The 21,757-nt window shown below is 47.7% G+C and carries 23 protein-coding genes; 6 read left to right on the top strand and 17 right to left on the bottom strand.

Features of this window, described 5'->3' with window-relative positions; genetic code table 11:
* The first annotated feature begins 27 nt into the window (after positions 1–27).
* A complete protein-coding gene (locus HH301_RS09585; protein WP_169568685.1) occupies positions 28–435 on the top strand; it encodes an outer membrane protein assembly factor BamE domain-containing protein in 408 nt (135 codons plus the stop codon).
* Positions 436–500: 65 nt separating this feature from the next.
* On the opposite strand, the gene HH301_RS09580 is transcribed toward HH301_RS09585, so the two are convergent.
* Complete coding sequence (locus tag HH301_RS09580) at positions 501–2,606, bottom strand: sodium-translocating pyrophosphatase (protein ID WP_169568684.1); 2,106 nt, start codon at positions 2,604–2,606, stop codon at positions 501–503.
* A 518-nt stretch (positions 2,607–3,124) separates the two neighbouring features.
* Between HH301_RS09580 and ppa the strand changes: the two genes are divergently transcribed.
* Positions 3,125–3,658, top strand: a complete 534-nt coding sequence (ppa, locus tag HH301_RS09575) for an inorganic diphosphatase (protein WP_169568683.1) — start codon at positions 3,125–3,127, stop codon at positions 3,656–3,658.
* A 66-nt stretch (positions 3,659–3,724) separates the two neighbouring features.
* Here ppa and HH301_RS09570 read toward each other — a convergent pair whose 3' ends face one another.
* From HH301_RS09570 to glyA, 11 genes are all read right to left on the bottom strand, one after another.
* Positions 3,725–4,912, bottom strand: coding sequence for an MFS transporter (locus HH301_RS09570; protein WP_206378250.1), 1,188 nt, complete (start codon positions 4,910–4,912; stop codon positions 3,725–3,727).
* Positions 4,913–4,955: 43 nt separating this feature from the next.
* Positions 4,956–5,399, bottom strand: coding sequence for a flagellar basal body-associated FliL family protein (locus HH301_RS09565; protein ID WP_169568682.1), 444 nt, complete (start codon positions 5,397–5,399; stop codon positions 4,956–4,958).
* Between the two features lie 87 nt (positions 5,400–5,486).
* Positions 5,487–6,047, bottom strand: a complete 561-nt coding sequence (locus tag HH301_RS09560; protein ID WP_169568681.1) for a DUF4865 family protein — start codon at positions 6,045–6,047, stop codon at positions 5,487–5,489.
* A gap of 117 nt (positions 6,048–6,164) precedes the next feature.
* Entirely contained in the window at positions 6,165–7,154 is a 990-nt protein-coding gene (gene thiL / locus HH301_RS09555) for a thiamine-phosphate kinase (RefSeq protein WP_169568680.1), read from the bottom strand.
* A gap of 2 nt (positions 7,155–7,156) precedes the next feature.
* Positions 7,157–7,639: a transcription antitermination factor NusB gene (gene nusB / locus HH301_RS09550; protein ID WP_169568679.1), complete on the bottom strand. Its 483-nt coding sequence runs from the start codon at positions 7,637–7,639 to the stop codon at positions 7,157–7,159.
* Positions 7,636–8,106: a 6,7-dimethyl-8-ribityllumazine synthase gene (locus tag HH301_RS09545; RefSeq protein ID WP_169568678.1), complete on the bottom strand. Its 471-nt coding sequence runs from the start codon at positions 8,104–8,106 to the stop codon at positions 7,636–7,638. Before HH301_RS09545 ends, nusB begins: the two co-directional genes overlap by 4 nt.
* Positions 8,103–9,215, bottom strand: coding sequence for a 3,4-dihydroxy-2-butanone-4-phosphate synthase (gene ribB, locus HH301_RS09540; protein ID WP_169568677.1), 1,113 nt, complete (start codon positions 9,213–9,215; stop codon positions 8,103–8,105). Before ribB ends, HH301_RS09545 begins: the two co-directional genes overlap by 4 nt.
* A 1-nt stretch (position 9,216) precedes the next feature.
* Positions 9,217–9,807: a riboflavin synthase gene (locus tag HH301_RS09535; protein ID WP_169568676.1), complete on the bottom strand. Its 591-nt coding sequence runs from the start codon at positions 9,805–9,807 to the stop codon at positions 9,217–9,219.
* A 3-nt stretch (positions 9,808–9,810) separates the two neighbouring features.
* Complete coding sequence (gene ribD / locus HH301_RS09530) at positions 9,811–10,935, bottom strand: bifunctional diaminohydroxyphosphoribosylaminopyrimidine deaminase/5-amino-6-(5-phosphoribosylamino)uracil reductase RibD (RefSeq protein ID WP_206378248.1); 1,125 nt, start codon at positions 10,933–10,935, stop codon at positions 9,811–9,813.
* Entirely contained in the window at positions 10,919–11,380 is a 462-nt protein-coding gene (gene nrdR, locus HH301_RS09525) for a transcriptional regulator NrdR (protein ID WP_169568674.1), read from the bottom strand. Before nrdR ends, ribD begins: the two co-directional genes overlap by 17 nt.
* Positions 11,381–11,443: 63 nt before the next feature.
* The gene (glyA, locus tag HH301_RS09520) at positions 11,444–12,739 is read right to left on the bottom strand and encodes a serine hydroxymethyltransferase (protein WP_169568673.1); all 1,296 of its coding nucleotides are present in this window, start codon (positions 12,737–12,739) and stop codon (positions 11,444–11,446) included.
* A 379-nt stretch (positions 12,740–13,118) separates the two neighbouring features.
* Here glyA and HH301_RS09515 point away from each other — a divergent pair, with 379 nt between their 5' ends.
* Complete coding sequence (locus HH301_RS09515; protein WP_169568672.1) at positions 13,119–13,580, top strand: aminoacyl-tRNA deacylase; 462 nt, start codon at positions 13,119–13,121, stop codon at positions 13,578–13,580.
* Between the two features lie 77 nt (positions 13,581–13,657).
* On the opposite strand, the gene HH301_RS09510 is transcribed toward HH301_RS09515, so the two are convergent.
* Together HH301_RS09510 and HH301_RS09505 are read right to left on the bottom strand one after the other, a co-directional pair.
* Positions 13,658–13,894 (bottom strand): DUF6898 family protein, encoded by a 237-nt coding sequence (locus HH301_RS09510; RefSeq protein ID WP_169568671.1) that lies wholly within the window; start codon positions 13,892–13,894, stop codon positions 13,658–13,660.
* A gap of 205 nt (positions 13,895–14,099) precedes the next feature.
* Positions 14,100–15,749 carry a hypothetical protein gene (locus tag HH301_RS09505; RefSeq protein WP_169568670.1) on the bottom strand — a complete coding sequence of 550 codons (1,650 nt, stop codon included), beginning with the start codon at positions 15,747–15,749 and terminating at the stop codon, positions 14,100–14,102.
* A 354-nt stretch (positions 15,750–16,103) separates the two neighbouring features.
* Between HH301_RS09505 and HH301_RS09500 the strand changes: the two genes are divergently transcribed.
* Both HH301_RS09500 and HH301_RS09495 read left to right on the top strand, forming a co-directional pair.
* A complete protein-coding gene (locus HH301_RS09500; RefSeq protein WP_169568669.1) occupies positions 16,104–17,300 on the top strand; it encodes an acyl-CoA dehydrogenase in 1,197 nt (398 codons plus the stop codon).
* Positions 17,301–17,414: 114 nt separating this feature from the next.
* Complete coding sequence (locus HH301_RS09495) at positions 17,415–18,185, top strand: SDR family oxidoreductase (RefSeq protein WP_169568668.1); 771 nt, start codon at positions 17,415–17,417, stop codon at positions 18,183–18,185.
* Positions 18,186–18,208: 23 nt separating this feature from the next.
* Here HH301_RS09495 and HH301_RS09490 read toward each other — a convergent pair whose 3' ends face one another.
* The gene (locus HH301_RS09490; RefSeq protein ID WP_169569549.1) at positions 18,209–19,009 is read right to left on the bottom strand and encodes an enoyl-CoA hydratase/isomerase family protein; all 801 of its coding nucleotides are present in this window, start codon (positions 19,007–19,009) and stop codon (positions 18,209–18,211) included.
* Between the two features lie 76 nt (positions 19,010–19,085).
* Here HH301_RS09490 and HH301_RS09485 point away from each other — a divergent pair, with 76 nt between their 5' ends.
* Positions 19,086–19,385 (top strand): DUF1330 domain-containing protein, encoded by a 300-nt coding sequence (locus HH301_RS09485; RefSeq protein WP_169568667.1) that lies wholly within the window; start codon positions 19,086–19,088, stop codon positions 19,383–19,385.
* On the opposite strand, the gene HH301_RS09480 is transcribed toward HH301_RS09485, so the two are convergent.
* Both HH301_RS09480 and HH301_RS09475 read right to left on the bottom strand, forming a co-directional pair.
* Positions 19,386–20,444 (bottom strand): enoyl-CoA hydratase/isomerase family protein, encoded by a 1,059-nt coding sequence (locus HH301_RS09480; RefSeq protein ID WP_169568666.1) that lies wholly within the window; start codon positions 20,442–20,444, stop codon positions 19,386–19,388.
* 10 nt (positions 20,445–20,454) lie between these two features.
* Positions 20,455–21,594 carry an acyl-CoA dehydrogenase family protein gene (locus tag HH301_RS09475; protein ID WP_169568665.1) on the bottom strand — a complete coding sequence of 380 codons (1,140 nt, stop codon included), beginning with the start codon at positions 21,592–21,594 and terminating at the stop codon, positions 20,455–20,457.
* Positions 21,595–21,757 lie beyond the last annotated feature (163 nt).

The following is a 21,757-nucleotide window of genomic DNA, read 5'->3' as shown; positions in this document are numbered from 1 at the left end:
CTTTCACTTACACTGGGAGTTAGTTTGGTGGCCCTTACCCTTGCGGCCTGCGAACCGGTGCGTGAAGAAAAAGGCTATCGCCTGGACCAAGAACAGGTCGCCCAGCTCGAAGTCGGGTCGACCAATAAAGACAGAGTACTGGAGTTGATGGGCTCTCCCTCTTCCATTTCCACTTTCCCACAGGCCGGAGAAGCTTGGTATTATATCGGAAAGAAAACGGCCCATTTTGCCTTTTTTGAGAAGAAGGTGCTGGAGCAGAATGTCATCGTGATCGAATTTGATCAGAATGAAGTGGTCAAGAGTATCAAGAATTATGACAAGGATGATGCCCGCGAAGTTGATCTGGTCGAACGCACGACACCAACAGGCGGGAATGAGCTCGGCTTCTTCGAACAGATGTTTGGAAACTTTGGCCGCTTTAACCCAGGCCAGTAACCCCCCAAAAAAAATCACAAAAAAAGCCCCCGGAAAACCGGGGGCTTTTCTGTTAGAGCTTTTGATTAGTGAGCGAGAACCGCCAGCATCAAAAGAGCTATAATATTGGTGATCTTAATCATTGGGTTCACGGCTGGCCCCGCAGTATCCTTATAGGGATCACCAACCGTATCACCGGTTACCGCAGCGGCATGGGCATCTGTACCCTTACCCCCGTGATTACCATCCTCAATATACTTCTTGGCATTATCCCAGGCACCGCCACCAGCAGTCATCGAGATAGCCACGAAAAGCCCCGTGATGATAACACCCAGCAGCATGGCACCAACTGTCGCAAAAGCGGCTGACTTATCAGCAACCAGCAAAACAACCACAAACACCAGAATAGGCGCAAGCAATGGCAGCAAGGAGGGAATAATCATTTCCCGGATTGCAGCTCTCGTCAGCATGTCAACGGCACGCCCATAGTCAGGTTTACCGGTTCCTTCCATGATACCCGGTATTTCCTTGAACTGGCGACGCACTTCACGAACAACGGAACCGGCTGCCCGTCCGACTGCCATCATGCCCATGGCCCCAAAGAGGTATGGCTGCAATCCACCAAGGATCAACCCAACAACAATGAAGGGATTTTGCAGACTGAAATTCAGGGTTACGCCCTGGAAGTAGCTATACTGATCTGGCGATGCATTACTAATGAAGAAGGCAAGATCCTCAGTATATGCAGCGAACAGAACCAACGCACCCAAGCCTGCGGAACCAATCGCATAACCTTTGGTCACGGCTTTCGTTGTATTGCCAACCGCATCTAGCGCATCCGTGGTTTTACGGACTTCCTCGTCCATTTCTGCCATTTCAGCAATACCGCCCGCATTGTCCGTCACCGGCCCATAGGCGTCCAACGCAACGACCATGCCTGCCAAGGCCAGCATAGTGGTCACTGCGATTGCAATCCCGAAGAGCGCCGCCATGTTGTAAGCGACAACAATACCTGCACAAATGATCAATGCGGGAATGGCTGTTGCCTCCATGGATACAGCGAGACCTTGAATCACGTTGGTTCCATGCCCTGTTTCGGACGATCTTGCGATGGAACGAACCGGACGATACTCGGTGGATGTGTAATACTCAGTCACCCAGATAATCAGTCCTGTAACCACTAGCCCGATCAGTCCACAGAAAAAGAGGCTGGTTCCAGTGAAAGTCGTTCCACCAATGCTATATTCTGTATCCATCCCAATTGTGTAGGAGGTAATCGGCCAGAGAAGAATGGCAGAAAGAATTGTCGTTGCTGCGAACCCCTTATAAAGAGCCCCCATAATGCTTTCACTACTACCCAGACGGACAAAGAAAGTTCCGATAACAGAAGTAATGATACAAACCCCACCAATCATGAGGGGATAGGCCATCATCCGCATATCGTCGACAAAATAGATAGACGCCAGAACCATGGTCGCAACAACTGTAACCGCATATGTTTCAAAGAGGTCAGCCGCCATCCCAGCGCAGTCGCCCACATTGTCACCGACGTTGTCAGCAATCACAGCAGGATTCCGTGGATCATCTTCGGGAATACCGGCTTCGACCTTGCCGACCAGATCAGCTCCCACGTCAGCACCCTTAGTAAAGATACCGCCGCCTAGCCGCGCAAATATGGAAATAAGGGAGGCCCCAAACCCAAGGGCGACAAGGGCATCTATCAATTCGCGCCCTTCTGCCCCCATGAACTGCAGGGCAACAAAGTAACCCGCAACAGCCAACAATGCGAGCCCGACGACCAGCATCCCGGTAATCGCACCTGCCTTGAAGGAGACTTCCAAACCATCTTTCAGACTTTTGGCTGCGCCAGCAGCGGTTCGAACATTTGCCCGCACCGAAACATTCATACCAATGAAACCGGCCGCACCAGAAAGGACGGCACCGATAAAGAACCCAATCCCGACCTTAATTCCCAACAACAGCCATAATATTACGAAAATAACGACGCCAACGATACCGATCGTCAAATACTGCCTGTTCAAATATGCCGTTGCGCCTTCCTGCACCGCCGCAGATATTTCCTGCATTCGGGCTGTTCCAGCATCCGCCGATAAAACAGAACGACCAGCATACACACCGTAAACTAACGCGATCACCCCACAGATGATCGGAATCCACAAAAGTTCTGACATATGACCCCACCCTATTCACAAACGGGCAATCTGCCCGACAAAGAAATTATTCAGGAACTTAATGTTCCTATTTTAGCTATTAAGCACTTCACAGGGTAAACGACTGCAGTTGAAAGAATGACAGATTAGTATTTGTTCTGCAATACTGTGTTTTTTTATATATTTTTATCAGTTTTTAATTTAAAAAATTCATGTATATTTCAAACAAACTCCAAGTAAATATAATTTTATTATAGTATAATAATTGATTATTTGTTTTTACTTTTTGATAATTAGCAAGTCTTAGTCTGAAAACTACCCCCTCTACAATTCCATTGCTGCACTGCCACAATTATATTTTTATTTTATTATTTAGGTTTTACTATATTTTGATTTTCTTATTTTAAATTCTATTGGTCGTTTTGACAGGTAATTTCAAAAAAATCTCTGTTTTATGAAGAGTTCTGTGGCATCTGCGAGCCGAACGTGCTAAGCGAACGCCAGCTAATTTAGGAAGCTTATAAGGAGCTTATTTCGAAATGGATATTTCCAAGATTTCGGCGGGCAAGGATGTCCCATGGGATGTAAACGTAGTGATCGAAATTCCGATCGGCGGTGTTCCGGTTAAATATGAGGTTGAAAAGGACTCTGGAGCCATTTTTGTGGACCGTTTCCTGCACACCGCAATGTACTACCCTTGTAACTACGGCTTCATCCCACATACACTGGCTGATGATGGTGATCCAACCGATATGCTGGTTGCTGGCCCAATTCCGGTAATCCCAGGCGCTGTTCTACGGTCTCGCCCTGTTGGGGTCTTGATCATGGAAGATGAAGCTGGGCAGGATGAAAAAATCATTGGTGTTCCGGTTGATAGCCTGCACCCTTATTATTCCAACATCGAGAACTACACTGATTTACGCGGCGTACTGCTGGATCAGATTTCCCACTTCTTTGAGCATTACAAAGACCTGGAAGAGGGTAAATGGGTGAAAATCGTTCGCTGGGGCGATGCTGATGAAGCCGCTGAGATGATCAAAAAGTCTCTCGTTACAGACGCTCTGCTTGGATAACCAAATCCTGATTCAGAATTAAAAAAAGCCGCTTTTTCAAGCGGCTTTTTTTAATGCCTCTAGCAATTATGCCGCCAAGGCAGACCGTTGCCGGCTCTTATAAAAAGCTAGAAGCGCAATTGCTATGAAGAATGGTAGAACCGTGTAATTGACCGTTTCCCAACCAAATTTCTGCTGCAAGATACCAGCGGACAGCGAAGCAGTCGCGACAGAACCAAAGACGAGGAAATCATTCAGCCCCTGAACTTTTGACGCTTCAGATGGGCGATAAGTTGTCGTCAACAGCGTTGTCCCACCGATAAACATGAAGTTCCAGGAAATGCCGAGCATAACCAACGCCAGCCAGAAATTGGCGATGTCCACGCCCATCAACGCGATAATCACACAGAGAACTCCCAGCAGCGATCCCATTCCAATCATCCGGAATTCACCAAACCGGGCGATAAGAGAACCTGTAAAGAAACTCGGCCCAAACATGGCCACCACATGCCAACTAATCACATTAAAGCTATCATCGGCTGTCAAACCGCAACCAACAATGGCAAGCGGTGTTGCGGTCATGACAAAGCTCATCCCGGCATACCCGACCATTGCACTAATAATCGCGATAGCCGCCGTTGGCTGAGTAATAATTTCCCAAAGAGGCCGTGCCGGCTCGTCATGAGCCTCAGACTTCATTTTGGGAATCTGAACGAATACAAGAAATAGCATGGCCAATAAGCCAAGCCCGATAATTGCAAGATAGGGACCCAGATAAGTATATGGCAGGAATATTTCCTTAGTGCCTTTAGCAATCTGCGGTCCGATAAACCCGGCGATCAAGCCACCTGCCATCACAAAGGAAACTGCCTTACTGCGATTTTCCGGACCAGCCACATCGACAGCGGCGAAACGATAGTAGTTACCAAAGGCCGTACTCATCCCAATCAGCATTGCCCCGATCGAAAAGCCGATAAAGTTAGAAATATATATGGAGTAAGCGGCAAGACTGGCACCAAGGATACCTAACGATATCCCCATATAAAAGCCGGGCTTGCGCCCTGCGCGCTTCATAATCATGGAAGCGGGAATAGTCGCAAGTGCTGTCCCAGTCACCACAGCAGTTACAGGCAGAGTTGCCAATGACTTATCCTCTCCTAACAGGAGAAGAGCCACCAAAGATGCTGAGCTAATTAGAATTGAGGTGGTGCTGTTTAGCATTGCCTGAGCACCTGCCATCAGCAGGATGCTCAGTTTTACTCGACTTCCAGACAAAGTAGTCACTCCCTTTACTGAAGGGGTGACGATGGATCAGCCCCTAATTACCTTTGAAGACTTTGACCACATGCATGCCCATAGGCGCTTTATCGCCAAGAACCTTGGATGCCTGTTTAATGAGCCTGCGCTTCACAAGTTCAAAATCTACACCCCGTGCTTTATCCTTATGTAGAACAGATTGTCCACTTAAATCTTGTAAAAAAGCATCCCTAAGTCGCGGGATCATCTTTCGGGAGTATTTCTTCTTGTCCTGATCATCAAACTCCAGGCTCATGCTGATAAACATGTAATATTTAATGGCACCGCTTTTTCTTCGGATTGGAACACTCAGCGGCTTCATCTCTAAATAAAATGGCCCCTCTTCTATAACTTCCTCTCCCTCTTCAGAAGAAGACGCTGCTGCAGTTGCCGAATTTATCCCTGTTACTGGTGCCAGAACAGTCAGCAGTCCAACTAACCCGAAGAGCCCTAATAGTCTTAGCATGTCTTACTCATTCACAGATGTCTCAAAAAAACCTGATGACATACTGCCAAGGAAGACTTACGGAAAAGTTACGCTGAGAAACTTTTTTTAAGCTGCGCCTGAAAGAGGAAACTTGTCACTCAACACTTTATATCTGGAAACACAGTCCATTTCAGGTCCATATGATGGCTCCAAAGAGGACCATAGGCTGCATCTGGAAATTTCCCAGCGATCTGGATCCAGCAATACCATATGGGCAGTCAAATCATTCCTTTTGACCATTTGTTGATGGTTTTCCATCTCCGCATTCATGACGTTTTGAAGAGATTTGGAAGAGGAGACTTTGTCGACCTCTGTAATCATTGAAACTGGAGCCGTTTTAGAAACCCCATAGTCAAAGTTAAGGATTTGCCAAGTCCGTACCCTTGGGCGACCGAAATCCTGGACAACATCCCCAAAAAGGCTATCCATCAGGAAATCCTGTGCAGCCTGGGTGTTTTCCCACACATACATTGGCGCATAGATATTTTCATCTGGCTCATAGAGGTAAAATTTATGGGTCAAGCCAGGACGCCCTTCAAATTTAGGCATTCTTTGAGCTACACGCTCACCGACTTTGTTGAGGTCATATTCTGTCGGCAATTTGACGGAATACTGCATTGCAAGCATCAACATCTCCAAATTCACTTCAAAATGGGGTCAGAGTGTTCCAAAATGATAAAAAAATAACAACATGCATATCTGCATAGCACTCATGCAGGATTGTAGTAGGTCACCCGACTAACTTTATCTGTGCGTCCAGCCTTTTGTCGCAACAGGTATCTTCGAGCCATCTTCATCAATCAGATGAACGCCCTCTTCTTCAGTCATTTTCCCAACAACCGTAATCATGACCCCTGTTTTTTCTTCTATTTCAATAAGTTGACTTCTCTGGGTGTCTGGAATTGTGAAAACGAGCTCGTAGTCATCGCCCCCACTAACAATGTTTTGCCAGAAAGACGAATTGGATTGGATCACCCTTCTCGCCGCATCGGATAAAGGAATTTTCGCCCGTTCAATAAGTGCACCTGTATTGGATTGCACACATAGATGCCCAATGTCAGCTAAAAGACCATCAGAAACATCCAAACAGGAATTCGCAACCCCTTTCAAGGCTGGTCCTAAAAGGTTTCTGGGCTGCGGCAACACATAACGCCCTTCTAAAAATTCTTTATCAGAGTCAAAAACCTCTAGCCGCCCCAAACTTGAAAGAAGCCCTAGGGCCGCATCACCCAGCGTTCCACTCACACATATTAGATCGCCGGGATGCGCTCCATTCCGCCTGAGCACAGATCCCTTTGGCGCTTCCCCGAGCATCGTCAAACTCAACACCATGGGACCCGGCGATGAAACGGTATCTCCTCCCAATAGCGTAATTCCATACTTCAACTGATCACTCTTCAGCCCATCAGCAAACCGCCTGAGCCAGCTTTCTGTCGCAGCTTCCGTTAATGTAATAGCCAGCAAGTAACCTTTGGGAATTGCGCACATTGCGGCAATGTCGGAAATGTTCACGCGCAGCAATTTTCTAGCTATGTCGAAAGGATCATTTCCCCCCAGATAGTGAACCCCCTCGACCATCGCATCTTTTGTTAGCACAACGTCCATTCCCGGAGCAGGGCTGAAAACAGCAGCATCATCTGTCAAGGAAAACGCCCCCTCCGCTTCAGCGGAAAGGGGCGCAAATAGGGTTTTGATCAGATCAAATTCACCGAAAGTGTTAGATCCGGAAACCATGACTAATTTTCAAACTCTCCTGGACGAAGCTTGCGGGCAACTTTATCGAGAACACCATTTACAAATAGAGGTTCTTTGCTGCTGAAGAAGATGCGCGCTAACCCGACATATTCAGTAATGAGCACAATCGCCTTCGTATCAATTCGGGCAATCAACTCATAGACTGCAACCCGAAGGCATGCCTTCATCACATGATCGAGTTTTTCAAATTTGCGATCCTTATCGAGAGTCGCCTGGATTTCTTCATCTATCTGTGCCAGCCGCTCGTCCGTTCCAATGACCAGATCCTTAAACAAAGGCTTATCACTGTCTTTAAATTGATAACCATCAATTTCGGCCCCTAACCGATAGGACATGAATTCTTCCACGATTTCCTCAGCGGAAACCTGTTCCATGCTCATCTGGTAGAGTGCCTGAATAGCACTGAAGCGGGCCAGTGTCCGGCGACTATGTTTATCGCCCCGTTTTTCAGATTTGTTGCTCATCGTGGGAACAATCCAAATTTCTGTTTCAAGGCCAGCATGGCAAGTGCTGCTTTTGCAGCTCCGCCACCTTTATCTTTTTCCGTATGGCGAGCGCGGGCCCAAGCCTGATCTTCATTTTCGCAGGTGATGATTCCATTCCCTACGGCCAGACAATAATCTTTGCTTAAGTCCAGAAGACCGCGTGCGCTTTCTTCTGATACCGTGTCATAGTGACTGGTTTCGCCCCGAATAACGCAGCCAAGCGCAACATAGGCATCATAACGCCGGCGGCCACCCGTATACTCCATGGCTTTCATTGCAATACTGACAGCTGCTGGAATTTCCAGACATCCTGGGACTTGTACGATATCGTAAGTCGCGCCAGCCTTATCCAACTCTTTTTTAGCACCTTCCAAAAGCGCATCCGATATATCGCGGTAAAAGTCGGCTTCGACAATCAGGACATGAATGTCTTCCATACTCATCAATTCTTCACCTTTATTGGCCGTGTCTCAGAAACGGAAAGACCATATCCATCCAGCCCGACAATATTTCTTTCAGTATTGGAGAGAAGGACCATATCTTTCACTCCAAGGTCAAGCAAGATTTGCGCACCAATCCCGTAATCCCGCAGATCATTCCGAGTTTTGGGCGGTTCTCCGACTTTCTTTCGGACTTTATCAGATAACGCCATAGGACGTGGTTCGCGAATGAGAACGACAACACCCCGTCCTTCCTCATCAATCTGAGCCATGGCATCCTGGAGCAGAGTTGGATTTTCGTCTGTCTCACCCAAAACGTCACCTAGCGGGTTCATGGCATGCATTCGAACCATAATCGGCTCATCCGTGCTGATATCACCTTTGATCAACGCCACATGCTCCGCATATTCCGGTTTGTTGGAATAAACAATCATATTCCAATCTCCACCGTAAATACTGCTAATATCAGCTTCGACTTCCCGACTAATAAGGCTGTCATTAATCCGCCGATACGCAATCAAGTCAGCAATCGTCCCGACTTTCAGGTCATGCGTTTTTGCAAACTCAATCAAATCTGGAAGACGGGCCATCGTCCCATCATCATTCATGATCTCGCAAATAACACCCGCAGGCATCAAACCGGCAAGGCGCGAAATATCAACAGCGGCTTCTGTATGCCCTGTCCGCCTCAATACCCCGCCTTCACGAGCGACTAGCGGAAAGACGTGACCAGGACTGACGATATCCTGCGGCCCTTTCGTTGGATCAATCGCAACCGAAATCGTATGTGAGCGATCTGCTGCTGAAATACCAGTTGTCACACCTTCCCTCGCCTCAATAGAGACGGTGAAATTAGTGTGTAGACGAGACGCATTAGATTGCGCCATCAGAGGCAAGTCCAGTTCCCGGATCCGCTCCTCCGTCATGGAAAGGCAGATCAACCCGCGGCCGTATTTTGCCATGAAATTAATGGCATCTGGTGTCGCCATTTGTGCAGGGATGACAAGATCGCCTTCATTTTCCCGATCCTCGGCATCAACAAGAATGAACATCTTGCCGTTGCGAGCATCTTCGATAATCTCTTCAATATTGGAGAGGCCTTCCATTTTTGACATTTTAGTTTTTAACCTCATTCATACGAGCGACATAGCGCGCCAGAACATCAATTTCCATATTGATTTGCTGCCCGACTTCCAAAGTAGCAAAAGACGTATGGGCTTTAGTGTGTGAGATAATGTTCACAGAGAAGAAATCATCCCCAACCTCATTTACAGTCAGAGAAATCCCGTCCAGAGTCACAGATCCCTTTGCGGCGACAAAGGCGGCATAAGAAGCTGGCAACGTGAAGGTCACTTTTGTGGAGTCCTTGATTGTCTCCAGCGCCTTGACCTCGATCACAGCATCCACATGCCCTGTCACGATATGACCACCGAGTTCATCGCCAATTTTCAGAGCTCGCTCCAGATTAACCAGGGAACCGACTTTCCAGTTTCCAAGATTGGTACAGGACAACGTTTCGTCAGAGGCTTCGGCTGCGAACCAGTCCTCACCTTTATCGGTAACGGTCAAGCAAACACCGGAACAGGCAATGGAAGCCCCGATATCGATATCATCCGTATCAAAAGCGGTTGTGATTTTTATCTTTGTATCGCCACTTTTTTCCAGGGAGGCAATTTTCCCTACATCGGTAATAATTCCGGTAAACATGCTCTATTCGTTCCGAAGAATATAGGTTTCGACTTGATCTTCTCCAACCTGACGGCTGTCGATTTGATCCAGTAACGGTGCCTCCGCAATTTCAGTCAATCCAATTGACTGCATTGCCGGGATACCATCCCCTCCAATTAATTTGGAGGCTCTGAACCAGTATATTTGATCAACAAGCCCCTCTTTTACCAATGATGCCTGCAGATGGGAACCACCTTCGACAAGTAATCTGGTAATTCCGAGCTCAGCAATCTGCTCCAGGGCCAATTTCATGTCAGGATAACCACTATCACCGGGATCTGTTTCGATAATCCGAACACCAAGATCTTCGAAGGCTTCAACACGATCCTGATCATTTTCAGCTGCCGTAATAATCCATAGCGGAATTGTTTTGGCAGTTTTCACCAACTCGCTTGTCAAAGGGAGCCGCAAGTGACTATCAGCAACTATTCGAACAGGCGAATGACTGTTGAGCCCAGCTAACCGGCAATCCAGTCGTGGATTATCGGCTAGCGCCGTTCCAATTCCAACCAAAACAGCATCATACTTCAACCGTAGAAGATGTGCATACCTCCGGGCTTCTCCACCAGTGATCCATTGGCTACTCCCTGTTTTTGTTGCAATTTTCCCATCCAGGCTTGTTGCAAATTTGAGGGAGACTTTGGGGCGACTAATGGTTTTATTGAGTATGAAACCTAAATTAGTATCCAACGCTTCAGGCTCAAGCACATCTTCAAGCACCTCAATGCCAGCGTCCTGCAAGAGAGAAAAACCTTCGCCATCCACCCGATCATCTGGATCTCGAAGCGCAGCAACAACTCTTTTCACACCAGCTTTGATAAGCGCCTCAGCACAGGGGGGTGATTTACCGTGATGAGAACAAGGTTCAAGTGTGACGTAGGCCGTTGCTCCTTTTGCATTATTTCCAGCTTGTTTAAGGGCAACAACTTCCGCATGAGGCCTGCCGCCATCCTGGGTCCAGCCTCGCCCAACAATCAGACCGTCTTTCACAAGAACACAGCCTACCGCGGGATTTGGGGCCACACGCCCTAAGCCTCGCGCCGCCAGACGCAGGGCCAGTTTCATATAATCTTGATCGCTTTTTTTCTGATCAGTTTGTGACTTCACTGTGCAGATCGCCAATAAATTCTTCGAAATCCTTTGCTTCCCTGAATTCCTTATACACGGATGCAAAGCGAACATAAGCGACGCTGTCAATATGGGAAAGCCCTTCCATCACAAGCTCTCCAATTTTTTCAGAGGATACTTCCTGATCCCCACTGCTTTCCAACTGGCGAACGATCCCGTTGATCATCCGGTCGATCTTTTCTGGGTCCACTTGACGTTTGCGTGTTGCAATCATCACTGACCGCTCCAGCTTTTCTCTTTCGAAAGGGCTTCGCTGTCCATTTTTCTTTACGACGGTGAGTTCACGGATCTGTACGCGCTCAAATGTGGTGAAACGCGCTCCGCAATCTGTGCAGGCCCGGCGACGCCGAATAGCCGTATTGTCTCCAGTTGGACGACTATCCTTAACCTGCGTTTCTTCACTGTTACAAAATGGACAACGCATTTACTTGCTCCCCTAAATCTAAATGCACCCGCTCCAAACGGGTGCACTGATTATACCCGCTGATCAGAGAGACGCATAAATTGGGAAGGCGTCACACAATTCTTTGACGTCTGCCCGCACCTTTGCCTCAACTGCGCTATTATCCTCCGGATTTGCAACCAATCCGTCAAGAACTTCGGCAATCAAGTCACCAACTTTTGCAAATTCCTCAACGCCAAAGCCACGAGTTGTTGCCGCTGGAGATCCAAGACGAACGCCTGAGGTAATCATTGGTTTTTCAGGGTCGAACGGAATACCGTTTTTGTTACAGGTAATATTTGCATTTTCCAAGGAATGCTCAGCTGCCTTACCGGTCAGCTTTTTCGGGCGCAGATCGACCAGCAACAAATGTGTATCTGTTCCGCCAGAGACAATATCCAGCCCATGCTTAACGAGAGTTTCAGCCAATATATTGGCGTTATCTTTGACCCGTTTTGCATAGCCCTTAAATTCTGGTGTCAAAGCCTCTCCAAAAGCTACTGCCTTGCCAGCAATTACATGCATCAGGGGGCCGCCCTGGATACCTGGGAAAATAGCTGAGTTCACTTTCTTGGCTATCGCCTCATCATTTGTGAGGATCATACCGCCCCGAGGTCCGCGCAAGGTTTTGTGAGTTGTTGTTGTCGCGATGTGCGCATGCGGAAATGGGTTTGGATGTAGGCCTGCAGCCACAAGACCTGCAAAATGCGCCATATCAACCATCAGATAGGCACCTACCTCGTCCGCGATTTCTCTGAACTTGGCAAAATCAAAAATACGTGGGTAGGCAGAACCACCCGCTACGATCAAAGCAGGTTTGTGTTCGTGAGCGAGTGCGCGAACTTCGTCAAAGTCAACCAAATGATCATCTTTGCGAACACCATATTGAACGGCGTTAAACCATTTTCCGGATTGGTTTGGTGCTGCCCCATGCGTCAAATGACCACCCGCAGCCAGTGACATCCCCAAAATGGTGTCGCCAGGCTTGATCAATGACATGAACGCGCCTTGGTTTGCTTGCGAGCCAGAGTTTGGCTGGACATTAGCAAATTCACACCCAAAGAGCTTTTTAGCTCTCTCAATTGCAAGATTTTCAACAATATCTACATATTCGCAGCCACCATAATAGCGACGCCCTGGGTAGCCTTCCGCATACTTGTTTGTCAGAACAGAGCCTTGCGCCGCCATGACAGCAGGGCTGACAATATTTTCAGAAGCGATCAGTTCAATCTGGTCGCGTTGACGCCCCAGCTCTTGCTCAATCGCAGCAAAAACTTCAACATCTGTTTTGCTAAGATCTGCGTTAAAGAAATCAATTTGTTCCGGGCTCTGCTTGCTCATGCGGGTCACTCCAAGTTCGACTACTCGCCAATCGAAAGGCAGGTTATTTTCTTCCTGCTCATTACACTGGCCTCCATCCGACTAAAACCTGTCTAATAAGACAGCTTATTGGCCTGATTCCGCCAGTAACGCCGGTTGGATAGCACATCATTTCCTGAGTTCCTAGCTCTATCTCCCCCTTCTTTTGAAACTCTCCGCAAAGCAGACCGGTTGGGTTTCGATTACAAGGCACCCGATGGTTTTATCCTTGCGGATTACGCGCATGTTACTGTATATTATGGAAAGTTAATAAACCGGCCTGTTGACAGCGTATGCCCTCCCTCACCTGATTACTGTCATCGCCTCCAATATTTCCGCAAACCAAACACAGGAGAAGCCCATGGGAATGGCAACTTCACTTGAAAGTTATATGCTCCACGCTGGAGTGGATTACGACATGGTTCAGCATGAGCCTTCTGCAACAATTGTTGAAGCAGCCCAAAAAGCACATATCCGTAAAAACTGTGTAGCTAAAGCCGTTGTCTTAAAAGATGACAAAGGCTTCCTGCTCGCCGTTGTGCCCAGTGAAAAAAAGATATCGCTCAAGAAAATTGAGAAAGTCACGAACCGGAAAATGGAGCTTTCATCCGAAACAGAGTTTTCCCCCTTCTTTGCCGATTGCGAATTAGGCGCCGTCCCGCCCATTGGCAACGCCTATGGCTTAAACGTTCTAATGGACGAATCTCTAGAAAATAATTCAGATGTCTATTTCGAGGCAGGAGATCACGAAAACCTTGTCCATGTTACCGACTGGGATTTTGAAATCCTGATGAAAGGCGCCCGGATGGGGCCTATTTGCTAACACAAAAAACCAGAGTGTATCGGTATCTCGTTGACTAACCCGGATCATGTTAATGGTTCGGGTTTTTTCTGGCACCTTTAGACAATAATTCCGCGTCCTGGCTTATCGTTGTTTTCTTCTGCTTTATCTTTAGCCGATTGTTTCTGCGACAAGACATAATGCAGCTTTTGAACCGCTGTCCGCTGCAACTCCTGCTGACTCGCGGTTCTAGGACCGACAATGGAAACTTCTGTCAAGGAAACGGGATCCATCACAGAAACCTTCACTGAATTCCCTATTGGAACAAATTCTATAATGAGTTCTTGTTCATTCATGTAAAATCAAACGATTGGTTTAAGCGAACTGCATTGTCATTCAGGAGCATAATATAATTCTTCAGATTGAACACAAAGGCCAATCTCACACTTTTGCTTTAAGTTCACTAATGCATGACTGCAGATGCAAAGCTGTCAAAATGGAACAGGCCGCAAAAATGATTTAGCGGCCTGTCACATAACTTTTCAAAATCAGTGAATTCTATTAATTCCCAGATCGGTAGTCCCGGTATACCTGTTTCCGCGTAGCCATATACGCTTTGAAGTAATGCTCGTAATCACTTTGCAGCTCCAAGTAATTCTTGTTTCGCACAGGATCAAAAGGAGGAGGATTTTTCTTAGTCTTCATAATCCCAGCAATCCCTTCATACAAATGCGGTCCGGCTTGCCTAGTCTGCTCGATGCAGTTTTTGACCTTGTTAAGATAGGCCTCGAAATGAGTATTGCTAATTTGCTTGGATCTATCAGGATGATTGCCCGGAAAAGTTGGATGACTGGTTACCCGGAAATAATCTTTAGTGAGCATTTCAGTGGTCGGACGATGCAAATGTCTCCCATTGCACCTTTTGTACGCAATCTCATTGATCCTGGGCTCCAGCTCAAACAACCTCTTACGGTAAACCTCAACCTCCTCACGCGTAAATTTAAACTCTGAGTTTTGGGGCTGTTGTTTCGGCTTCATGGCCGCTTGTTGCTGTTGAGTATGTGTCGTCAAATAAGCTTGTGCAGTCTGCCTCAACTCTGCTGTTCGAGAGAAAGACGCACAGTTATTTATAAGTTGGATAGCTTGTCCTCTGTTAAACAACAAAGCATCTGCGAACCGCCTGTCCATCTGCGCACAAAAGGAAAGACCCATCTGCCGCTCTTCGGTCATTGTTTTCTTGGTCACGTTATAGAGAGTCGTAACCTCAGCATTCGAATAGCCATACGGCTGGACCGGAAGACCAGCGAGACTGCTTGAAGGCTGTGCCGAGGGTGCTGCTTTAGTGGTTGCTTGAGGCGCCGCTTTCGGGGCTGACTGTGCCGTTGATTTGGGTGCTGCCGTCTTTGAGGCATAGGACACGAGGATATCTTCACGCCCCCAAATGGCGATTGCCAACTGCTCAAGAGGCTTCAATTCTTCCGGTTGCAAGCCGTTAGTTAAGACAATTTGCCGGCATCTATTCAGGCTACCAATCCATGTTTTTCCCTCGTTGGTTTGAGATACTTTTTCATCATCATAGCCCGGCGCACCAAAAACACCGCTCACCTTACCATAAAGTGATGCAGCGAAAGAGCCACAGGCTGCGCAATTCCGATCACCAGTCGTCTTACATTGATTTTCAACCTGTTTATAGAGGTCCCTGCCTTTTTGGACGTCTAGTTTCCCATCAGCAGTAACCAGAGGGCCGTAATCTTTACCCGATGTTGCACCCTCAGCAGGTGCAGTCGGCGTTGCCGCAACCTCTGTGTTTTTTGCAGGCCAGGTAAAAGGTTCTTTCTTTATTTCTGCAAAAAACTGGTTCAATGCATAGTACGCATCTGGTTTATCATCAGATAAATTGAACAATAACATACAGCTTCCAACGCTAAACTCAATTTGCTGCCGTATCCTTAGCGTGCTGCCGTTCATTGGATCTGGATGGGAGAGGAGTTTATCAACCGCGGTTTTGAGATTGCCCGACGCTGCTGGACAGCGATTGATGCAATCTTGCTTAATAACCGACCTTGAACACTGGTTTTGCAAGTCATCAGCTTGCTGGAAAATCTTTTCAAGATCAATTGCATTATTAGTCTTGTATAAAGAAGAATAATCTCCAGCCTGAACTGAAGTTGAGATCAAAAACGCACATAATATTAAAACATACCGCTTCATCGGCTAACCCCACCATTGTCATAATTCTTTCATCGCCCCAAAAATACCTAGTACTTATTTAGTATGTAATAATAGATAAAATATAAAATCAACACTCTTGAAAGTTTTATTACATTTTTCTTCAAACCTTGATTTTTTTATTTGGAAGCAAAGGCCTTTGTCCGATCCCGGAAAACTTGACTGCTATCGATATCAGAACAAATTCAGGAATAAGGATGATTTCATTCATTTGAAGTCAAACGAAACTCTGCAGCGAAATGTTGAGTTTTTTGCAAAAGTTGGATAGATACGTTTCCTCAGACTCAAAATCATAAGTAACAAATAAAACTTAGATCAGTACACGGAGCCCCACCAATGAGCAGTACGCCTCCAAATCACCGCCCGACGTTTGACCCGGTTGATCCTTTTCTTTTGGATGATCAACTGACAGAAGAGGAACGTCTGGTTAAACAGACTGCCCACGATTATTGCCAAGAAAAACTAATGCCGCGGGTCCTTGAGGCCAACCGTCATGAAAAAATGGACACGAGCATATTCCGCGAAATGGGTGAACTCGGCCTGCTCGGTGCAACAATCGACGGCTATGGTTGCGCAGGAATGTCCTATGTATCCTATGGCCTGATCGCCCGGGAAGTTGAACGAGTTGACAGTGGCTACCGCTCCATGATGAGTGTGCAGTCCAGTCTGGTCATGCATCCCATCTACACATATGGCACCGAAGAGCAGCGGGAAAAATATCTTCCGAAGCTGGCAACCGGTGAATGGATCGGCTGCTTCGGTCTGACAGAGCCCGATCACGGGTCTGATCCTGGCAGCATGGTCACTCGCGCTAAATCTGTTGATGGTGGCTACCGCCTGACAGGTGCAAAAATGTGGATCACAAACGCTCCAGTAGCAGACGTCTTTGTTGTTTGGGCCAAGACTGATGACGGCATCATCCGTGGTTTTATCCTGGAAAAAGGCATGGAAGGCCTGAGCGCTCCAAAAATTGAAGGAAAATTCTCGCTTCGCGCCTCCATTACGGGTGAAATTGTAATGGACAACGTCTTCGTTCCAGAAGAAAACCTGATGCCAAATATTCAGGGACTTGGAGGTCCGTTTGGCTGCCTGAACAGCGCCCGCTTCGGTATTGCCTGGGGTGCACTTGGTGCCGCTGAATTCTGCTGGCAGGCTGCATTGAACTACACACTGGATCGGAAACAGTTTGGCCGTCCACTTGCTGCCAACCAGCTGATCCAGAAAAAGCTCGCCGATATGCAAACAGAAATCTCAATTGGTCTGCAGTCTTGCCTGCGCGTTGGTCGCCTTCGGGATGAAAACCGCGCAGCACCGGAAATGATCTCCCTGATCAAACGTAATTCCTGCGGTAAGGCACTGGATATTGCGCGGACAGCACGTGACATGCACGGCGGTAACGGGATTAGTGATGAGTACCATGTGATCCGTCATGTGATGAACCTAGAAGCAGTCAACACCTACGAAGGCACTCATGATGTGCATGCCTTGATCCTTGGCCGTGCACAGACAGGTATCCAATCCTTTACTGCCTAAAAGATCAGTTTCACCTTCAAAAAAGGCGCCTTCATTGGCGCCTTTTTTATTGCCTGATCTTCTGAAGCCTCTAACATGCTCCTATAGAACAATAAAAAAACAAGGGGAGACTTCATGAAAATTTCCGGAAAAAATGTAGTGATCACGGGCGGCGCCAGCGGGATTGGCAAAGCATTAGCTGAGCGCTTTCATAAAGAGGGCGCCAAGTCTATTACAGTCGCGGACCTTCAGGAAGGTCCGTTGCAAGAAGTTGCTAATTCTGTGGGTGGATTAGCTGTCGTCTGCGATGTGGCTAAAGAAGCAGACATTCTCAACCTCATTGAAAAAGCGGAAACCGCACATGGGGACGTTGACATTTTTGTCTCAAACGCCGGCCTTGCTAGATATGGATGGGAGGAAACCCCTAATGATATCTGGCAGTTGAACTGGGATGTTCATGTGATGGCTCATGTCTATGCCGCCCGTGCCCTTGCCGGAAAGATGGCAGCCAGAGGTGAAGGTTATCTGGTCAACACAGCCTCCGCTGCCGGGCTACTCAGCCAGATCGACTCTGCCACTTATGCAACCACAAAACATGCGGCTATTGCCTTTGCCGAAAGCATGTCCATCCGCTATGGCGACAAAGGGGTTCGGGTTTCCGTTCTTTGCCCTCAACAGGTGCGAACAGCCATGACTGAAGGCCGTTTGGATCAGGTCGCCTCAGTCGATGGGACTTTAGAGCCAGAGGAGCTCGCTGACTGCGTCGTGGAGACGATGGACAAGGAAGAATTCCTGATCCTTCCCCATCCACAGGTACTGGAATATATGCGAAATAAAACCGCCAATTACGACCGTTGGCTCGGCGGTATGCGAAAGCTCCGTGATCGCTTCTTAGGAGTAAACTGACTTATTCCCTCTTCAAAGGGCGATTATCGCCCTTTGAATTCTGGGTCGCGCTTTTCAAGAAACGCTTTAACCCCCTCAGCATAGTCTTCCGTCAAAGTGGTTAACGTAAACTGATCTATGTCCATATAGCTGGTTGCTTGGTTCAAGGCGTTGGCAGCGGCACTTGCCCCCTTCTTGATCATTCGAACTGGAATTGGTGGGCGGGCTGCAATTTTCTGGGCAAATTCAACGGCCAGATCGTAAGCAGATCCCTCTTCCGTTATTTCTTCGATCAGGCCCCAGCTTTTTGCTTCTTCAGCTGAAATGATATCCGCAACAATACAAAGCTGCTTGGTACGGGCGGGTCCCATCAGGTTGACCATACGGGGAATTGAATTCCAGCTCATGTTCATTCCGTTACGGATCTCTGGCACATAAAAATTAGCACCCTTGGAGGCAACGCGCATATCCAGCGCCACGGAAAGAGCCACCCCACCGCCAATACAATATCCATCAATTGCAGCAATGGTCATCGGCTCAATTGCTTCCCAGGCCTGACACATCCGGGGTCCTACTGCCTGCATCACGCGTCGCTCCAATATACTGGCTTGCATGCGGGCTTTGGCTGCCGGACTTTTCAAATCAAAACCCGCTGAAAAGTTCTCGCCATTTCCTGTGAGGATTACAGAATTTGTCTCTGTATCCTGCTCAAAAGACCTGGCGACATCAGTCAATTCCTCCATCGCCTCGACCGATAAGGGATTCATAGGATGCCCCCGGTCAAAACGTACTGTTGCAATCCGGTCCTTTTTTTCCACGGTTACATACTTGTAGGTCACACTCATCCCCTTTATTGTTCTTTTTTTCATCACGATATCAGTCCGGGTCATAGAAAAAAAGACCCAACGGAAGGAAACGCTTATGCCCGCCTATATGGTTGCCACCATCACAGTAACAGATCCCGAACAGTATGAGCAGTACAAAGCCCTCGCCCCTATCGCGATTAACAAATATGGAGGTGAATATCTAACCCGAGGTGGTGAAATGGAGACCCTTGAAGGACCCGAGCAAACACAACGGGTTGTATTAGTCAAATTCAACGATATGGATACAGCCAGAGCCTTTTATAACAGCCCAGAATATCAAAGGGCTAAAGCCGCCCGAGAAGGAGCTGCAACAGGCCAATTCGTTATTCTGGACGGCTATAATCCTGAAAGCTGATCAGATATCCAGATCGCCTGCGGCCAATGGGTCAAAATAGACATTGATGTCTTCATCGGTGACTTTATCCAGCTCCGCAGGTGACCATTTCGGTTTCTGGTCCTTATCAACGAGAAGAGCACGAACACCTTCGTAAAAATCAACGCCCTTGATCACGCGATTAACCATGCGCCATTCAAGCTTCATGCACTCATCAAAGCTTTTGGTTGCACCTTCCCGAATTTGACGAAAAGTCAGCTGCAGACTTGTTGGGGATTTGACTTTCAAATCCTTAACAGTCCGAACGGCCCACTCGTCATCTTCCTGATCAAGTCCGGAAATGATTTCCTTGACTGAAGACGCACAGAAATGCCGATCAATCATCAGCTTCATGGTCTCCAGACCTGCTGGGCCAGGATCACTTTCAAACTGAGCAATGATTGCGCTCACGTCTTCATGAGCATTATCGGAATAGGCTTTCGCAGATAGTTCCGCCTCTAAGGCGTCTAGTTTAGCGCTTTCTACATACGCATTTGCAACGCCAGCATAAATGGTGTCAGCAGCTTTCAAACGCTGCCCCGTCAGCCCCAGATACATACCCACTTCACCTGGACAACGAGGCAGAAAATAGGTTCCCCCTACATCTGGGAACAATCCAATACCTGTTTCCGGCATGGCAAACAGGGTTTTTTCCGTTGCGATCCGGTGGCTTCCATGAACGGACACGCCGACGCCTCCGCCCATCACAATCCCGTCAATAAACGCTATGTATGGTTTAGGGAAATGTTTTACCCGTGCGTTACAAACATATTCATCATGATAGAAGCGGTAAGGGTAATCACCACCAGCTTTTCCTTCCTGATAGAGCTTTACCACGTCACCGCCAGCACAGAAGGCTTTTTCCCCTGCTCCCTTGATCAGTACAGCCGAAATGGACGGATCTGTTGCCCAGTCCTGTAGCTTCTGATCCAAAGCAATCGCCATTTCATGTGTCAATGCATTCAAAGCCTTCGGGCGGTTTAACAGGATAATCCCCAACTCACCTTTCTGCTCAAATCCAATTTCTGGCATTTCTGACATGACTTACTTTCTACCCATCCTGTAACTTGCGGGAGATTACCACCCGCATGATTTCGTTTGTTCCTTCAAGTATCTGGTGGACCCGCGTATCGCGTACAAAACGCTCAATCGGGAAGTCTCGTAGATAACCGTATCCACCATGCAGTTGTAGCGCCTGATTGCAAACATTAAATCCCACATCTGTGGCAAATCTTTTTGCCATCGCACAGAATAGGGTTGCATCAGGTGTCTTGGCATCCAATTTCGCGGCGGCCTGCCGGATCATCAAACGGGCAGCCTCAAGCTCAGTTGCCATATCAGCGAGTGAAAACTGCACCCCCTGAAAGCTGCCAACGGGCTTACCAAACTGTTTACGGTCAGACGTATACTCCAACGCCGCTTCAAGACAGGCTTTTGCCGCCCCGATAGAACAGGCACCGATATTCAAACGTCCGCCGTCCAATCCCATCATCGCGATCTTGAAGCCTTGCCCTTCCTCGCCGATCAGGTTTTCAACAGGCACCCGGCAATCATCGAAAAGAACTTGCGCTGTTGGCTGGGAGTTCCAGCCCATTTTCCGCTCCTGTGCCCCGAAGCTCAGACCTTCGGCTTCTTTTGGAATGGCGATACAACTTACCCCACCTGCGCCGTCATCGCCTGTTCGCACCATCGTCACATACACATCGGCTTTGCCACCGCCGGAAATAAATGCCTTTCCACCATTAATGACGTAATGATCGCCATCCCGGACCGCGCGGGTTTTAAGAGACGCGGCATCAGATCCAGCACCCGGTTCTGTCAGGCAATAGCTGGCGAAATGCTCCATGGTTGTAAGTTTCGGGAGAAATTTTGCACGGACTGCATCGGATCCAAACCGATCAATCATCCAACTCGCCATGTTATGAATTGAAATATAGGCTGCTGTGGACGTACAGCCTGCTGCCAGTTCCTCAAAAATTATTGCGGCATCCAACCTCGAAAGGGCAGAACCACCATATGTCTCCCCTACATAGATGCCCGCAAATCCCAATTCAGCCGCTTTCTGCAGCTCTGAAACAGGAAATATTTTTTCCTCATCCCATTTTTCTGCATTTGGGGCAAATACGTCAGCAGCGAAAGACCGGGCCATTTCCTGAAAGGCCTGCTGATCTTCTGTCAAATTGAAATCCATGTTTTCGTTTCCTCTATTTCCCTGCCATAGAGATACGGTCTTGGACGTGCCCTGTCAACGCTTACCAAACGACTGTTAGGTAAACTCAGATATATTATCCAAGCGATCTCTTATCAGATTAGAATTTGCCCCTTAGTGCCAAGATAACTATTATCAGCCAAAA

The sequence above is a fragment of the Sneathiella limimaris genome, from assembly GCF_012932565.1.
Classification (GTDB): domain Bacteria; phylum Pseudomonadota; class Alphaproteobacteria; order Sneathiellales; family Sneathiellaceae; genus Sneathiella; species Sneathiella limimaris.
This window is presented reverse-complemented; position numbering and strand designations above follow the sequence as displayed.